The organism is Lacrimispora sp. (genome assembly GCF_046972725.1).
In the GTDB taxonomy this organism is placed as follows: domain Bacteria; phylum Bacillota; class Clostridia; order Lachnospirales; family Lachnospiraceae; genus Lacrimispora.
Genome location: NZ_JBKVXF010000001.1, coordinates 1398091 through 1414167 on the forward strand (window position 1 = coordinate 1398091; position 16077 = coordinate 1414167).

A 16077-nucleotide genomic window follows, 5' to 3' on the forward strand; every position below is an offset into this window, starting at 1 on the left:
GGTTTTTCTTTCTTCTATCTCACAAGACAGTTGTCAAGCGCTTCTACGACAGACTCTTCATCCAGAATCTTTCCTATAAATACGATCTGATTGATCCGGTCTCCCCATTCTTCATCCCAGTCTTCCATAAGCTCCGGATAGCTTTTTAAGACTTCCTCCTGCTCCTCTTTCGTTCCGGAAGCCACCCAGGGAGATATGGGGGTTATGGCGACACTGTTTCCTGCCTGTTCAAATAAAACCGCCTGATTCCTATCCTGGACAAACCAGATATACCCCTTCGCCCGTATCATTTCTTTGGGGTAGTGTTGTTCCAGCCACCCATAAAACAAAGCTTCGTCAAAGGGCTCTCTCCGTTCATAAACAAAGGAACGGATTCCATAATCTCCTTCTTCCTCTGTTTTTTCCCCCAGCAATGCCTTTGATAAGGCGGAAGAACGGTTCAGGCGGTCATAATCGTAGAGCCTCCGGTGAAAGATCCGTTCCGGCACCACCACGCTGTTGGTGGTTTTTATAAGTTCTGCCTCTGGAGACAGCGTCTGGATCACCTGCTCCACCCGTTCTAACTCTGGCCCTGTAAGAAGATCACATTTATTTAAAATGATGATATTGCAATACTCGATCTGCTCGATGACAAGGTTAATGACATCCTCTTCCTCCCCGGCCTCATCGGTGTCCCGGCGGTGTTCCAGTTCATCCATAAATTCCGAGGAGATACGGTTGGCATCCGCTACTGCCACAATAGCATCCAAAAAAGCGGGAAATTCGCCACCTTCCTCCTCAAACCCATCTGCAATGCTGATGGGACTGCTGACACCGGAAGCCTCCACAACGATTCCGTCGATTCCCTCCTCTTGTGCAATTTTCCGGATTTCACCGATAAAATCATCCCGCAGAGAACAGCAGATACAGCCGTTGGTCAGTTCCAGAACCTTATTCTTTCCACCAGCGGCTGCCTGGCTGCGGATCAGTCTGGCATCTACATTGACCGCTCCCATATCATTGACAATGACCGCCAGCCGGCTGCCTTTTTGATTTTCCAATATGTGATTTAACAGAGTGGTTTTCCCTGCTCCCAAATAACCGCTTAACAGCGTAACTGGCTTTTTCTTCATCCTCTATCCTTTCCGGGCCTTACACCTTTTAATAATAAGGGTAAACGTATTCCTCCACCGGTTTTTCAGCTGCTTCTATCTTATCAGCCTCTATGGTGGGATACCCGTCCTTTATGGCCAGTGTTCCCGTAACCGTAACCCAATCGTTTTCCTGGAAGGACAGATTGCCTGTAAATTCCGTAATCAGTCCCATGGGTGATAAATCTGCGGAACAGCACCACATGGACAAGCGGACCAGAGCAAATTCATTCTCCCTTCGGTCTTCCATGTTTAAGAAGACAAAGCCTTTGATAATAACCGTATACCCTTCGTATTTATCCGGGCTCATGTTCAGTTCATTGACCCAGGTGCTGAAATCCTCATCTGCAATGGTGATTGTTCTTGTTTCTTCATTAAGCCCCTTGCTTTTAAATGATGGGGCCTGGTCTGGAAGCTGCTGTACGGAAACCTCCTGGCTTTCGTTTGTACTTTCATCGGGCTTTTCCAGTTCGTCCTGCCCATAGAAGGCATAGTCATCTGCCGCCGGCACCGTCTCATTTGCCTGGCTTTCATAGCCTCCGGAAGGTTTGGAGGTGAGATTGGCACTGGAAATGCTTTTTACCATGGCTCCCGAGGCAGGAGAAGACGGCGGAACCAAAAGAAGCAAAATAGGAATCACCAGAACCAGACACCGTTTCAGCCGACTTTTGTATCTGGGACGGAATAAATTTCTGCCATTCACCGCCGCCCATAATACCATAAGGGCAGACAGTCCATACAAATAAGGCTTCATGCGGGGCGTTACATAATTAAGATACATGCCTGTAACCGTAAGACGGTAAAGCAAAATCCCGAAAATCAGATAGCAGGCACACTCTGTCAGTGCCTCCAGATTCAATCCTTTCCCTTTCAATCTCATAATCTGATCCCTCCGCTGTCAAATGCGGCAAAGAGAAATACCGCCGTAAAACAGATGACAAACACCGTTGCCATCAGACGTACGATAAAGGTTTTCCGGAAGCCGGAAAGCAGCATTGCCACATTTTTAATATCCATCATGGGGCCAAACACCAAAAATCCCATAACAGCACCCAGTGGAAAGCTTCCTGCCAGCGCTCTTGCCACCACCGCATCCGATGAGGAGCACAGGGATAAAACGAAAGCCATGGCCATCATAAACAAAATGGAAGCTCCCATAGAGATCCCAGTCCCCGACCGGACCATGGCAGGCTGAAGCTGCTGGAACAGGGTGGATACGAAAATACCTGTCAAAAGATATTTTCCAACACTGAAAAATTCATTCTGAGCATGGCGCATCAGCTGAAAGAACCGGGAAGACCGTTCCGGGTTTCCAGATAATAAGGTATAATCCTCCCAGCCCTCTGCCTTGCCTGCAAGCATTCCGCCGGCAAACACCTTCTTTGGAGGGAACAAAAGATAAGTGATCCCTGTCAGCACCGCACACAGAATTCCAAGTCCGCACCTGACACCGACCATCTTTGCATTTCCATTGAACGCATACCAGGTGGAAAGAATGACCACCGGATTAATGACCGGAGAAACCAGCATAAATGTAACGGCCGCTGACATGGGAACTCCCTTTTTTACCAGACTTTTAAACACCGGAATAGAAGCACAGTCGCAGACCGGAAGGCAAAACCCGGCAAAGACGGCAAACAACTGGGCCGGAATCATCTTCTTTGGAAACTTCCTCTGAATCCAGTCCGGACTTACATATACCTGAATGGCAGAAGACAGAAGGACTCCGATTGCAAGAAACGGCATTGCCTGCAAAAAGACTCCTAAGAATACTGTGAGAAACACATCAAGGGGATAACCAGCAGGCCCAAGAACCGGCTTCACCAGCAGATACAAAACCGCAGCTGCAGATACGGACAAAAGCCACAGCTGGGGTTTTAAATCATAGCGGAGCAGCTTATTTATAAACCTATCCCAATGATCGTCCGTAAAAACCGGAAGATCTGACCTGACCTTTAACCGCACCCTGCCTTCTCTTTTCAGCTTTGCCGTACCATCTGTGCGAAGATATGCACAGTCACTTGCAGCCACCTGTGACATGGATATGGTTCCGGAGTCTGCGATTCTGCTTTCAAGAGCCTCTCCGGCCGCAGCATAGATTACCTTTTCAATGCTGACCAGAGGCTTTGTACGAAACTGCAGAAACATCTGTTCCAGGGTATGAAAATGCTCCATCCCATTCCATTCAATCAGGATTAAATCCACCGGATTCTTTTCAAGTTCTTCACAAATCCTTTCACTGACTTCAAAGGGAGTTTCTTCAATCTGGCTTTTTGTATAGCTTAAATGCCGGATCCGCTCTGATTCCTTTAACGGAACATCTCCGTTTTCAAACTGTATGACGAGGATTTCCTGTTCCTTCAGTTCTTCTTCCGCCAACCGGTTGATCAACGTGGTCTTCCCTGCGTCCAGCAATCCTGTTATAACCCATGCAGGAATAATCATGTTATCATTCTCCTTGAAATAACGATTTTATTTGCTGCTCTTTCAGCCCTGTTCCAATGAAGCAGATGCTGTTTCCTTCTGCCGTACTGGACTCCACTTTCAGCATTCCCGGTATGTAATGAAACAAAAGTCCGCCCGTTTCACCTCTCATAATTCCCTTGCCACGGAGGATGGTCCCGTCCCCATGGCGGATCACCCTGTTGATCTTTTCTTTTAGCTGCTCTTCCGTCAAAATATCATGACATTCAAACGTAACAGAAGTAAAGATTTCTCTTGCAAGACCAAACGGAGACGAAAGTGTCTTAAAAAAGCGCGGAATCTTAGGACTCTGGACAGACTCCCGTTCAAGCTCCTTTGCAGCCGCTGTCCGTTCCCCTGTCAGAAATACCGAAGAAGGTATGCTGTCCCAAAAATCCGCCTCTATTCTTGCTTCCTGATTCATCTCTCTTATCTTCTTTATGGTCTCTTCCACCTTCCCAAAATTGCCGCTCTGGTGGCTCAGCAGAATCAAATCTGCATAGCGGATCTGGTTCATAAAGAAATCCCCGTAGTTCTCCTTATACTTATCAAAGTTCCTTTCATCCACGACAGTCACGCAGCGGCGGATCATCACAAGATCCTTTCTCTTTAAGCAGGCTTTTATAATATCCGAAAGCTTTCCCACACCGGAAGGCTCTACGACAATCACATCCGGTCCGTATTCCTTTACGATCTGTCCGATGGCCTTATGAAAATCACCGGACATACTGCAGCAGATGCATCCCGCATTGATGCTGGTAACCATAATCTCACAGCTTTTCAGACAGCTGGCATCAATTCCGGCTTCTCCGAAGTCATTTTCAATGACTACGATTTTCTGGTCCTGGAAAACATGTTCGGACATCGTCTGTATCAGCGTGGTCTTCCCTGCTCCCAAAAAACCAGATATAATATAAAGATCTGTCATTTATTTACTCCTTACGGCAATCTAACTCTTTATTCCAAGGAGCTTCTTCCCAACAAAAATAAAAAGGAGGAAAGCAACTCCCACCAAAACGATGGTGCCCCCTGGCTTTAATCCAAAATAGTAGGCCAGAAAAAGGCCCGTTATCATAAATATCACATCAAAACTCACCGCATAAATCACGGTCTGCTTATAATTCTTTCCAATCTGCATGGCACAGGCCACCGGAATCACCATCATAGAGGATACGATCAGCGCTCCTACCGTCCTTGCCGCAACAGATACTGTAGCAGCCGTCAAAATGGTGAAAATAAAATTCACCCGTTTTACCGGAACGCCTGCAAGCCTTGCACTTCTCTCATCCAATGCGATGTAAAAAAGTTCTTTATATAGAAGAAGAAACAGTAAAAGGACCGTTAAGGAAACTCCTATGACCAGGTACATCTCCATATCACTGATTGCTACAATACTGCCAAAAAGAAAACTGTTAAAGTTTGCAGAATTTTTCACAAACCCTGAAAGCACTCCGGCAAGGCCGATGCCTGCAGACATCATAATGGCAATGGACATCTCGGAATAACGGGGCAGTTTTCTGCGGATCGCCTCGATTCCAAAGGCGGCAAGAATACAGGCAGCCGCCGCGCCTGCCACCGGATTGATTCCCAGTATAAGTCCGGCGGCCACTCCGGCCAGAGATGTATGGGATAGCGCATCCCCGATCATGGAAAGGCGTTTTAGTACAATAACGACACCGATGCAGGGAATCACCATTGCAAGCAGTATCCCTACAAGAAATGCCCGCTGCATAAAAACGTAACTAAATATTTCCATGGCAATTCTCTCCCCCTTCTTCCGATATACATTCCATCCTGCCCTCCTCGATCTGCCACACATCATCGGCAAGTCCGGATAAACAGCTTTTGTCATGGGTGACCATAAGTACTGTCATTCCTTCGCTGCGATTGAATTTCCTGATCAGACGGTAAAATTCCTGGGTATTGGCTTCATCCACTCCGGAGGTTGGCTCATCAAGAATCAACAGCCTGGGACCGTTTACCAGTGCGCGGGCAAGAAGGACCCGCTGCTGCTGGCCTCCGGAAAGCTTCCCGATGAGCCGTTTCTTATACGGCTCCATTCCTACCTGGCTAAGGGCATAATCCACCAGTTCTTTTTCTTTTTTGCCGCCAAAACGAAACCTGCCGATCCGGCTGTATAGATTGGCCTGAACGATTTCCTCCACAGACGCAGGAAAATCCTTATAAACTGCCATCCCGTTCTGAGGAACATATCCCACCTGGCTCCAGCCGTTAAACTGCTTTAACTCCCGGCCCATAAGTTTCACGGTTCCTGTTTCTCCCGTTAATGGCAGCTCTCCCAGAAGTATTTTAATCAGTGTGCTTTTTCCTGCTCCATTTGGTCCGATCAGAGCAGCAAACCGCCCCTGGGGAACAGAAAAATCTGCTCCCTTTAACACCGGTGTATTTTCATAGGAAAAGGTCAAGCCCTTTATTTCAATCGCATTCACAATCCTTACTCCTGTCTCTGCTTATTCTAATGCTTCTTTTAATGCAGCGAGATTTTTCTCCATGACGGAAATATAATCCTCTCCTGCTTTTAATTCTTCATCACTAAGTCCTTCGATCGGATTTAATACCTCCGTCTTCGCGCCGGTTTCCTTTGCAATGGCCTCAGCTACCTTTGGACTTGCCAGTTCTTCAAAAAAGATGGTCTTTACCTTGTTTTCCCTGACAAAATCAATGACTTCTGCCATTCTTGCAGGATCCGGTTCCGAGTCCGGAGCCAGCCCTTCAATTCCCACCTGGGTAAGCCCGTAAGCAGCACATAAGTATCCGTAGGCTTCATGGGAAACTACAATGGATTTATTGGGAACCGCAGCCAGCGTTTCTTTAAAGGACTGATCCAGCCGGTCCAGCTTTTCGCTGTAGGTCTTGTAATTCGACTCATAGTAATCCTTATGATCCGGGTCCGCCTTACACAGGGCATCCTTGATATTTTCCATTTCTTTTTTTGCATTCTGGGGATCCAGCCATACGTGAGGATCAAACTCCCCGTGGTCATGCTCCTCTTCCCCTTCTTCTTCCTCCCCGTGGCCTTCTCTTAAGGAAATTCCCTTTGATGCTTCTACAATCAGAAGGTCTTTGTTATCCAGACTATGAATGACCGATTCGGTCCAATGCTCCATTCCAGCTCCGCTGTATACGAATACATCTGCCTCTTCCAGATCTGCAATATCACGGGTCCCCGGTTCCCAGTCATGAGGTTCAGTCCCTGCCGGAACCATATCTTTTACGTTTACTTTATCTCCACCCACTTTTACAGTGAAATCATAAACCGGGTAAAAGCTCGTCATTACATTTAATTTCCCGTCATCAGCCGCCTTTTCTTTTCCTGCACATCCGGAAAGCAGTGCACCAAAAACAAGGACAGAAAAAGCCAGAAAGCAATTTGTCCTTATTGCATTTTTTCTCATGATTGATCCTCCAATTTTCTATCTCATTATCTTATCCGCTGCCATATTCAGGTATCCGTACAATTCAATCATTCAAACGTACCTTTAAACGAACCAAAGAGGCCGGGCATAAAAAAAGTCCGGCAAGATAGAATTTCCCAAGATTTTTTACACAGATAAACGCAAATATTACGGCTGCTCCCAATCCGATTGCCTGAGAAAGCAGGTGAATGGTGCGGATAGACGTTCCGATTTCCGAACAGACCCTGCAGCCTTTCCCTGTACAGTCATGCTGCAGATGGGTAAATACAAACAAAGAAGAAAAAAGAAGAGCAGCTGCTATAAGCAGTGCAAGAAACAGGGCTGTACTGCGCCTGCGATTCCTTAAATACTCCATACTCCTTCTCTCCCTTCCTGTTCATTACTGGCACTGGCTGCAGTAGCCGTAAAGCACCATGTGCCTATGGTCCAGCAAAAATCCATGATCCTCATGGATATGCTCATAAAATGCATCCAGCCTGGAGCATTCCAGCGGAATCATGCTGCCGCATTTTAAACACACCAGCTTACCCACATTGCAATTTATTTCTTCACCGATATACTTAAACTGAGCTTTTGACCCATCGACAGACGGGATCTTTACCACTACCCCATCTTCTGTCAACCGCTCCAGGGCCCGGTAAACAGTTGTCTGACCAACATGGATCCCATCACGGTGCAGCCATTGCATAAACTGCTCTACCGTGCAGAACGTTTCTTTTTGTTTTTTTAAACAGCTCAGGATGATCTCCTGCTGCTTTGTCCGGTATCTGCCTCTCTCTGCCATATGCTTCCCTCGTTTTTGAAATCAGAAATCATTTTCATATTATAGCACGATATTTCAGATTGTCAAGATTCAATCCGTTCACGCTCCCGTTGATTTTTTCTCTTTCTTCCATTCTTCCCATTGACAGACCTGGAAGAACCTGCTATTATGTTCATAAATAACTAATATGTTTTATTTTTGAACAAAGGAGGCATTATGCAGGCGATAATCCTTGCTGCCGGAATGGGTCGGCGTTTAAAAAAATTAACGGAACATCAGCCAAAATGTATGGTACAGGTAAACGAAGTTCCCATGATCGAACGCATGTTAAAACAGCTGGAACACTATCATTTAAATAAAATCATTCTAGTTACAGGACATGAAGGAGAACAGCTCAAGTCTTTTGTCGGTTCTCTGTCCTTACATACGCCGGTCACCTTTATTGACAATCCGGTTTACCAGACGACCAATAACATTTATTCTCTTTACCTGGCAAAAGAACATCTTCTTCAGGACGATACGATTTTACTGGAATCCGACCTGATATTTGAACAGGAAGTCCTGACCCAGATCATCAATGATCCCTATCCCAATCTGGCACTGGTGGCTCATTTTGAAAGCTGGATGGATGGAACCGTAGTTCTTTTGGATGAGAAGGACAATATTATGAAGTTTCTGACGAGAAAAGATTTCCGCTTTGAAGACATTCATTCTTATTATAAGACCGTAAACATTTATAAATTCAGCCGCAGCTTTTCCACCACTCATTACGTTCCATTTTTGGAAGCTTACAGCAAGGCATTGGGGAATAACGCATATTATGAGCAGGTATTAAAAGTCATCTCCCTGCTCGATGATCACGACCTAAAGGCCACCAGACTGGAAAATGGTTTCTGGTATGAGATCGACGATGAGCAGGACTTAGATATTGCAGAATCCATTTTCACAGATTCCCAAAGCAGGCTTACCAGACTTTCCAGCCGTTATGGAGGTTACTGGCGTTATCCCGGACTTCTCGATTTCTGCTATCTGGTCAATCCCTACTTTCCCAACAGCCGGCTGATGGGTGAGATCAAAGCCAGCTTTGAAGCGCTGTGCACCAGCTACCCATCCGGTCTTGACATCAATAATTTACTGGCGGCAAAATCCCTGGGACTTTATAAAGAAAATGTCCTTACCGGCAATGGGGCCGCTGAGCTTATAAAGCCGCTGATCCGTTCCTTTTCCAAAGGTGTTGGAGTGATAAAGCCTTCCTTTGAAGAGTACGGAAACTGTGCCAGATTCCCCATTCCTTTTATGGTCTCAACACCGGATTTCACCTACACAGCAAACGATCTGATGGAATTTTATAAGGATCAGGAACTGGATGCTCTGGTTTTGGTAAACCCGGATAACCCTACCGGCTGCTATATGAAACGATCCGAAGTGCTCTCTCTTGCCTCATACTGCATGGAGAAACAGGCATTTTTGATCCTGGACGAATCATTCCTTGATTTCTCTTCCGCCGAAGATTCGCCCTCCCTGATGAATCAGGAAACCCTTGACGCATATCCCAATCTGGTCCTCATAAAAAGTATTTCCAAATCCTACGGAGTCCCCGGACTTCGCCTGGGCCTTTTAGCCTGCAGTGACCAGACGGTGATCCGCCTTGTCAGAGAGGAACTTCCGGTTTGGAACATCAATTCCCTGGCCGAGTACTTTCTCCAGATTTTTGAGAAATACCAGTCAGACTATGTGGAGGCTCTGGAAAAATTCAAGAAGACCAGAAAAGAGATGTACGAGGAGCTGTGCTCCATCCGGCAGCTGAAGCTGTATCCCTCAGAGGCCAATTTTATTCTTTGTGAAATTACGGACGGCTGCTCCGCATCCCAGATCGCAGAACTTCTGCTGAACCGCTATAACATTCTGGTAAAAGATTTATCCCATAAGCCGGGAATGGAAGGAAGAGAGTTTATCCGCATTGCAGTCCGCACAAAATCAGACAATGAGCGGCTTGCAGACGCACTCAAACACATATTACGTTAATAAGGAGGCAATAACACATGAACACACAGGAAACAACAAAGGAAACCTGGAAACAGATCTGGACCAGAAAGGGCAAGGCAGAGAGCACCGATTTACTTGCTTATGATGGATATGAGGCCACCCATGTTGATATGGAAGAAGTTGCCCGTCAGATCGTAAAAAGACTGGACATTCGTAAGGAAGATAAAGTATTGGAAGTAGGCTGCGGCGCAGGGGCACTGGCCCAGTATCTGGACTGCGACTATGTTGGAATTGACTACTCTCACACTCTGGTAAAAAAACATATTGAAATTCTCCATAATTCTGTTCTCACCGGAGAAGCTGCAGACCTGCCTTTTAAAGACAAATACTTTGACAAGGTCATCTGCTATGGTGTCTATCTGTATTTTGATAATAAGGAATACGCACAAGCTGCTACAAAGGAACTTTTAAGAGTGGCGAAAAAAGGGGTATTGATCGGAGAACTCCCCATGCGCTCCCATCGTGAGGAACACCTGCTGTTTCAGAAAGAAGAGTTTGAAGGCTGGGAAATCAGCGACGGATTTTATGATCCTTACCGGAAGGACCGTTTTAATGCGGTACAACTGTTTCAATAGGCATCTTTTCCATACAAAATATTTTCATAAAAAGGCGGCAATCAGAATCCCTGACGGCCGCTTTTTTGTCTTTATTTTTATTTTCAAACGTCAACAGAAAAACTGGAAAAATTTAGGTATGGTAAGTTTTAAAAAAATGATTATAATTAGTTTATCAGACTTTGAAATCTAATTAACAAAACGTATTTTATCTCCCTTTTTTATGTACTAAGTGTAGGTAGATACAATTTATTATTCTGTTCTATTGCTGCAATTTTCTTATATTCAATGCCTGCTTTGTATTCACAAACAGTCTTTCCCAAAACACATAGCTAAAAACCAAACTTTAATAAAAACAGCTGTTTTTTTAACAATAAAAGGCGCAGTTTAACTAAAACCACGCCGCAACTTTCAGACAAATTTTGACATCACTCATTATATAATATTCATTTATTGTTTGTCAATCCTAACAAAAACAGTATTGATAATAGAATTCAAATGCATTTATACGAAAGATGCATAGCATTTTAGGTGAAATTCAAAATATTCGCCGTCAAAAAATACGTCAAAAAGGAGAACTTTAGCGATGCCACGCAGAGGTGAGAATATTTACAAACGAAAAGACGGACGGTGGGAAGGCCGGCAACATAAAGCAGACGGAAAATACCAATACTTTTACGGCAAAAGTTATCGGGAAGTAAAAGAAAAAATGAAATTTTTCCTGGAAAACGGAAAATCAGCAGAAAAAAACAGCCAGAAAATGGTTCATAATGCTGTTTATCAGTTTAATACATGGTTAGAATGCAAAGCCATACACAGGGTCAAGCCTTCTACCTATGAAAGCTATTATCACTGCATAAAAAAATATATCATTCCATTTTACTTAAGAACCGGAAGCGAAGAAATTACCGAAGAATCAGTATTGGAGTTTGTAACCTCCATGAAAGAAGATGCCTCTCTGTCCGAAACATATAAGAAAAAAATACTGGCTGTTTTTAAAACCGCGCTGAAAGAGATTCTTTTAACTAGGAAAGACTGCTCTTCCATTCTGGAGTCAGTAAAACTACCAAAGGCAGATCAAAAGGAAGTACAGATATTTACCATGAAAGAACAAAGACTTATGGAACAGGCAGCCATGAACGATAAAGATAAACGGGCACTGGGCATTGTTCTGTGTTTTTATACGGGAATCCGTCTTGGTGAACTCTGTGCCTTAAAATGGAGCGATTTTGATTTAGAAGCAGCTACCATGTCCATTAAGCGCACGGTTTCCCGAACCAAAAACTTTACGGTCACAGATAATAAGACCATGTTAAATATTGGAACTCCCAAAAGCCGGACATCCATAAGAAAAATCCCACTTCCTGCATTTCTTGTAAAACTGGCTAAGGAACATATGCTAAGTGGAAAAAAAGAAGACTTTTACATATTAACAGGAAGTGATGTACCCATTGATCCCAGGGCCTATCAGAAACTTTATAAGAAAATCTTGCAAAAAGCAGGGGTACAAGACCGGAAATTCCATTCCACCCGTCACACGTTTGCTACAAGAGCACTGGAACTTCATGTTGATATCAAAACCGTTAGTGAAATACTGGGACATTCCAACGTAGCTATTACCATGAACGTATATGCCCACTCTCTGATGGAACAGAAAAAAATAGCCATCGACAAATTCAATGACATGCACAATACCAGTATGCAGCTTTAATCATTCGCCGTCGATATTTCCGTCATGTCCCTTTAAAAACCTGTGAAATCCTGAGATTTTTATCATGCTGGCACAGTCTTAGTTAAACTGCGAATCCCACATGCACACAAAATTATCTTTTTTTGCAGAACAAATGGAAACAATCACACAAAAAGAAACGACTAAAATCAGGAGGCTATCCGCATGAAAAATTTCAGGGATTACAGTATTACAAAGAAACTGCTCACAGCTTTTATTGGCATGGTAACAATTATGTTAATTATTGGGTGTGTGGGCATCTTCGGCATGATTCGCATCAACCAGATGGACACATTTTTATACAGAGATCAAACTGCCCCTATGAATGAACTCTTTGTTTCCACAAAAAATCTTTATAATCTCCGCACCGGCATCCAGACAATGATCAACCAGGCCGGAAACCAAACAGAACTGGCGGCTCTGGAGCAGAATTATCAAAATGAGAAGGCTCAGTTTAAACAAAATGCTGCCGAGTACAGAAAAAGTATCACAGCGGAATCTACAAAAGCAATCCTTGATGAAGCACTCCTGCTATTTGACAACTCCTTTGATCCAATGGTTCAAAAATGCCTGGAGGCCGCAAAAGCGGGAAATAATAAAGCGGCATTAGCTGCACTGGATGAAGATACCCAAAACATTCAGAAGATCTATGACAACATGGATCAGTTAATTACCATTCGTATGGACAATGCAAAAAAAACAAGCCAAAGCAATGACTCCACCGCGGCCACTCTCACAATTATCCTTTGCATCTTCCTTGCTGCAGCCACAATTTCTGCACTTTATTTGAGTCTGCGGATATCAAGAATGATCAGCCGCCCCATTGAACAGGTAGTTACCGCGGCTAAAAAGATCGCCCTTGGACACGTCAATGTGGATTTAAAGAACATTGATTCAAAGGACGAGACCGGCCAGCTTGCTGATGCCTTCACGGAAATGCTTCAGGGCATCCGGGAACAGGTATTGATCGCAGAAGAAATCAGCAACGGAGACTTTACCAAAGAAGTTCCTCTTCGTTCGGAAGAAGATGTTCTTGGAGTTGCACTCCGTAAGATTGAAAGAGATCTAAACAGTACCTTACTCCTAATCAGTATGTCCGCCGAACAGGTAAATACCGGTGCAGAACAGGTTTCCTCTGCTGCCCAGGCACTTGCATCCGGTTCCACAGAACAGGCGGCAACCGTAGAAGAGCTGAACGCCTCCATCACCACCGTAGTAAAACAGGCAGAACATAATGCAGCCAGCGTCCGTATGGCCTCATCTTATGTAGAGCAAAGCGGTGCCGGCGTTGCTGCCAGTAATGAATACATGCAGAATCTTACTATTTCCATGAATAAAATTGGCACTGCATCCGAAGAGATCTCCAATATTACAAAGGTGATTGAAGATATCGCCTTCCAGACAAATATTCTGGCACTGAATGCTGCCATCGAAGCTGCCCGCGCCGGCAATGCCGGAAAAGGCTTTGCTGTGGTTGCTGATGAAGTCCGCAACCTTGCCATTAAATCCGCAGAAGCTGCAAAAGAAACAGCAAACCTGATCAGCCATTCCGTAGAAGCCGTTTCAGAAGGGGAACAGATGGCTTTGGACGCCGCGAGGATATTAAAAGAAGTCACAGAAAAATCCAAGCTGGTAGAACAGGCAATCCAGGAAATCGAAACAGCTTCTTCCAGTCAGGTTGCAGCCATTGAAGAAATCAATCAGGGACTGTCTCAGGTAACTGCTGTCATCCAGACCAATGCCGCTACTGCAGAAGAAAGCTCTGCATCCAGTGAAGAACTGGCCGCTCAGTCCCAGACACTTCAGCAGGAGGTGGAGAAATTCAAGCTAAAGAAAGAGGAGGCCTCCAATTCCTTTTCTGCACCTGTCTATGGATACAGCTCCAATTCCGGACCCGTTACCGATTCCGGTAAATACTGATTACAGTCAGAAAAAAGCAGCCCATACTTCGTAAATTCACATAGCAGTTACATAGAAAGCGTAGAATCATGACAGATTACTTGTCCTTATTCTACGCTTTTTTAATCCATGTCTTCCCCATACGCAGCATCATACCATTCCATACACCAGTGGTTCCACTCTTGCCATGCCTTATCCCGCTCTTTGCCCAACTGCTCATGCCTCTCTGCTTCCTGCCATGACCGGTTTTGCCAGAAATCCTCTGATTCCAGCCACTCCCTCCTAAGCGCTTCCATAGAAAAAGTCAGCTGTTCCACTCTTTCTTTTGCAGGAAGGAGTTTTTCAAGTACCAGCCCCAGCTTCCAATCCAGATACGCTTCTTCTGTAGAAATTTCCTTCAGCCGGTGCCTCTCCGCCTTTGGAACCGCTCTCATTCCTGCGATCAGAGCCTGCTCCTCTGCCCGGATGCGGGCTGCAATCCCCTCCCCGCTCTCCGCCTTCCTGCTTCGTTCCAGATAATGCTCATAACCGAATGGGTAATAGAACACCGACTGTCCTTCAAACAGCAAGATCGATTCTGCCACCCGGTTTAAAAAGTACCTGTCATGAGATACAAAGAGAATGGTTCCCGTATAGGCGGTGAACGCCGATTCCAGCGTTTCCTTTGCCCTTATATCCATGTGATTGGTAGGCTCATCAAGAATCAGAAAGTTGGGCCTGCTCTGTAACAGTTCCATGAGAACCAGTCTGGCCTTTTCTCCCCCCGACAGGACATCCACCCGTTTTCCCGCTTCTTTTCCTCCAAATAAATAGGCACCTAAAATGCTGCGGACTTCTTTTTCAGTAAACGAGGGAAATAAATCATGGAAATGCTCTGCCACGGTTTTTGAAGACGAGATCTCCGAAGAGTGCTGGTCAAAATATCCTATGGTAATCTGGTTTCCCAGCGAATAATCTCCGGAAATCTTTGGAATCAAGCCTGCCACAGTTTTTAAAAACGTGCTTTTGCCTGCTCCGTTGGCTCCCAGGATTCCAATCTTCTGTCCTCTCCGGATTCTCATGGTAAGCTCCGTAATCGGACGGTCATACCCAATCTTTAAGTGCTCCGACTCAAAGACCCATTTGCTTCCCAAGATGGCCGGTTCCATGGAACCGGTAAACATATGGACCTCATCCTCCTGAGGCTTTTCCACCGGCTGAATCCGCTCCGCAGCCTTTTTCTTGGCTCTGGCAAAGGCCGCTTTCTTAGGCTTGTTTTTAAATCGCTCCACCAGTTCCTGTAACCGGTCAATCTCCTGCTGCTGGCGCTCATATGCTTTCATACGAAGCCTGATGGTCTTTTTCTTTTCCTCCCTGTATTGCGTGTAATTGCCGGAATACCTGGTAAGCTTTTTTCCGGACAATTCATAGACTACAGAAACCGTCTGATCCAGAAAAAAACGGTCATGAGACACCATGACAACAGCTTTTTCATATTGCTGCATATACTGCTCCAGCCACTCGATGGTCTGAACATCCAGATGATTGGTGGGCTCATCCAAAAGGAGAATATCCGGTTTCTGCAATAAAAGTCCGATCAGAGCAATCTTCGTCTGCTCCCCTCCGGAGAATGAGGAAAGCCTTCGTTTCTTATCTTCCTTTGAAAAACCAAACCCGGTAAACAGGATATCATACTCCCGTTCATATGCAAAACGCTCCAAGGAATACTCATCCTCACAGGAGAAGGATTTAAGCAGTTCTTCTTCCACCGTCCGGTCCTTTTTAAGAAATGCCTGCTGCTTTAAATATCCCACGGTCAGCTTTCTGGCACTGGTAATCCCGGGACCGTTCCGTTTATCATCTCTGTCTAAGTCAAGCTCTCCGGCTATCAGCCTTAACAGCGTGGTTTTTCCGGCTCCATTGCTTCCCACCACTGCAATTTTTTCATTTCCACGAATCTCAAAATCGATATGAGACAGTATGAGCGTTCCGCCTGCGCTTACTGTCCCATCTTTGATCTGATACAACATAGTTACTTCCTCTGTTTCAATGATTTACCTTATTGTAACACAATCCG

At 45.0% G+C, this 16077-nt stretch carries 14 protein-coding genes; 4 read left to right on the forward strand and 10 right to left on the reverse strand.

The genetic code is table 11. The annotated features are described in order from the left end of the window. Window positions 1–14: 14 nt before the first annotated feature. The 9 genes from ACLTWA_RS06645 to ACLTWA_RS06685 form a co-directional block, all read right to left on the reverse strand. The gene (locus ACLTWA_RS06645; RefSeq protein WP_412326813.1) at window positions 15–1112 is read right to left on the reverse strand and encodes a CobW family GTP-binding protein; all 1098 of its coding nucleotides are present in this window, start codon (window positions 1110–1112) and stop codon (window positions 15–17) included. 28 nt (window positions 1113–1140) lie between these two features. Continuing rightward, complete coding sequence (locus tag ACLTWA_RS06650; protein ID WP_412326814.1) at window positions 1141–2010, reverse strand: TIGR03943 family putative permease subunit; 870 nt, start codon at window positions 2008–2010, stop codon at window positions 1141–1143. Further along, window positions 2007–3575 (reverse strand): permease, encoded by a 1569-nt coding sequence (locus ACLTWA_RS06655; RefSeq protein ID WP_412326816.1) that lies wholly within the window; start codon window positions 3573–3575, stop codon window positions 2007–2009. Before ACLTWA_RS06655 ends, ACLTWA_RS06650 begins: the two co-directional genes overlap by 4 nt. 4 nt (window positions 3576–3579) lie before the next feature. Beyond that, window positions 3580–4521: a CobW family GTP-binding protein gene (locus ACLTWA_RS06660; RefSeq protein ID WP_412326817.1), complete on the reverse strand. Its 942-nt coding sequence runs from the start codon at window positions 4519–4521 to the stop codon at window positions 3580–3582. Between the two features lie 21 nt (window positions 4522–4542). Further along, window positions 4543–5349: a metal ABC transporter permease gene (locus ACLTWA_RS06665; protein WP_412326818.1), complete on the reverse strand. Its 807-nt coding sequence runs from the start codon at window positions 5347–5349 to the stop codon at window positions 4543–4545. Next, window positions 5336–6043: a metal ABC transporter ATP-binding protein gene (locus ACLTWA_RS06670; RefSeq protein ID WP_412326820.1), complete on the reverse strand. Its 708-nt coding sequence runs from the start codon at window positions 6041–6043 to the stop codon at window positions 5336–5338. Before ACLTWA_RS06670 ends, ACLTWA_RS06665 begins: the two co-directional genes overlap by 14 nt. A 21-nt stretch (window positions 6044–6064) precedes the next feature. Beyond that, on the reverse strand, window positions 6065–7009 hold the full coding sequence (locus ACLTWA_RS06675) for a metal ABC transporter substrate-binding protein (protein ID WP_412326821.1): 945 nt from the start codon (window positions 7007–7009) through the stop codon (window positions 6065–6067). 64 nt (window positions 7010–7073) lie between these two features. After that, a complete protein-coding gene (locus ACLTWA_RS06680; RefSeq protein ID WP_412326822.1) occupies window positions 7074–7385 on the reverse strand; it encodes an AraC family transcriptional regulator in 312 nt (103 codons plus the stop codon). 24 nt (window positions 7386–7409) lie between these two features. Beyond that, on the reverse strand, window positions 7410–7814 hold the full coding sequence (locus ACLTWA_RS06685) for a Fur family transcriptional regulator (protein ID WP_412326823.1): 405 nt from the start codon (window positions 7812–7814) through the stop codon (window positions 7410–7412). A gap of 195 nt (window positions 7815–8009) precedes the next feature. Between ACLTWA_RS06685 and ACLTWA_RS06690 the strand changes: the two genes are divergently transcribed. The 4 genes from ACLTWA_RS06690 (at window position 8010) to ACLTWA_RS06705 (ending at window position 14042) form a co-directional block, all read left to right on the forward strand. After that, window positions 8010–9818, forward strand: a complete 1809-nt coding sequence (locus tag ACLTWA_RS06690) for an aminotransferase class I/II-fold pyridoxal phosphate-dependent enzyme (protein WP_412326824.1) — start codon at window positions 8010–8012, stop codon at window positions 9816–9818. 17 nt (window positions 9819–9835) lie between these two features. Continuing rightward, a complete protein-coding gene (locus ACLTWA_RS06695; RefSeq protein ID WP_412326825.1) occupies window positions 9836–10414 on the forward strand; it encodes a class I SAM-dependent methyltransferase in 579 nt (192 codons plus the stop codon). 565 nt (window positions 10415–10979) lie between these two features. Continuing rightward, on the forward strand, window positions 10980–12104 hold the full coding sequence (locus ACLTWA_RS06700) for a tyrosine-type recombinase/integrase (protein WP_412326826.1): 1125 nt from the start codon (window positions 10980–10982) through the stop codon (window positions 12102–12104). A 183-nt stretch (window positions 12105–12287) separates the two neighbouring features. Continuing rightward, the gene (locus ACLTWA_RS06705; RefSeq protein WP_412326827.1) at window positions 12288–14042 is read left to right on the forward strand and encodes a methyl-accepting chemotaxis protein; all 1755 of its coding nucleotides are present in this window, start codon (window positions 12288–12290) and stop codon (window positions 14040–14042) included. 101 nt (window positions 14043–14143) lie between these two features. Here ACLTWA_RS06705 and ACLTWA_RS06710 read toward each other — a convergent pair whose 3' ends face one another. Continuing rightward, a complete protein-coding gene (locus ACLTWA_RS06710) occupies window positions 14144–16030 on the reverse strand; it encodes an ABC-F family ATP-binding cassette domain-containing protein (RefSeq protein ID WP_412326828.1) in 1887 nt (628 codons plus the stop codon). Window positions 16031–16077: the final 47 nt, after the last annotated feature.

Excerpts from the sequence above, each read along its gene's own strand:
- ACLTWA_RS06645 (WP_412326813.1), bottom strand. The coding sequence starts at position 1,112 with ATGAAGAAAAAGCCAGTTACGCTGTTAAGCGGTTATTTGGGAGCAGGG.
- ACLTWA_RS06650 (WP_412326814.1), bottom strand. The coding sequence starts at position 2,010 with ATGAGATTGAAAGGGAAAGGATTGAATCTGGAGGCACTGACAGAGTGT.
- ACLTWA_RS06655 (WP_412326816.1), bottom strand. The coding sequence starts at position 3,575 with ATGATTATTCCTGCATGGGTTATAACAGGATTGCTGGACGCAGGGAAG.
- ACLTWA_RS06660 (WP_412326817.1), bottom strand. The coding sequence starts at position 4,521 with ATGACAGATCTTTATATTATATCTGGTTTTTTGGGAGCAGGGAAGACC.
- ACLTWA_RS06665 (WP_412326818.1), bottom strand. The coding sequence starts at position 5,349 with ATGGAAATATTTAGTTACGTTTTTATGCAGCGGGCATTTCTTGTAGGG.
- ACLTWA_RS06675 (WP_412326821.1), bottom strand. The coding sequence starts at position 7,009 with ATGAGAAAAAATGCAATAAGGACAAATTGCTTTCTGGCTTTTTCTGTC.
- ACLTWA_RS06680 (WP_412326822.1), bottom strand. The coding sequence starts at position 7,385 with ATGGAGTATTTAAGGAATCGCAGGCGCAGTACAGCCCTGTTTCTTGCA.
- ACLTWA_RS06685 (WP_412326823.1), bottom strand. The coding sequence starts at position 7,814 with ATGGCAGAGAGAGGCAGATACCGGACAAAGCAGCAGGAGATCATCCTG.
- ACLTWA_RS06690 (WP_412326824.1), top strand. The coding sequence starts at position 8,010 with ATGCAGGCGATAATCCTTGCTGCCGGAATGGGTCGGCGTTTAAAAAAA.
- ACLTWA_RS06695 (WP_412326825.1), top strand. The coding sequence starts at position 9,836 with ATGAACACACAGGAAACAACAAAGGAAACCTGGAAACAGATCTGGACC.
- ACLTWA_RS06700 (WP_412326826.1), top strand. The coding sequence starts at position 10,980 with ATGCCACGCAGAGGTGAGAATATTTACAAACGAAAAGACGGACGGTGG.
- ACLTWA_RS06705 (WP_412326827.1), top strand. The coding sequence starts at position 12,288 with ATGAAAAATTTCAGGGATTACAGTATTACAAAGAAACTGCTCACAGCT.
- ACLTWA_RS06710 (WP_412326828.1), bottom strand. The coding sequence starts at position 16,030 with ATGTTGTATCAGATCAAAGATGGGACAGTAAGCGCAGGCGGAACGCTC.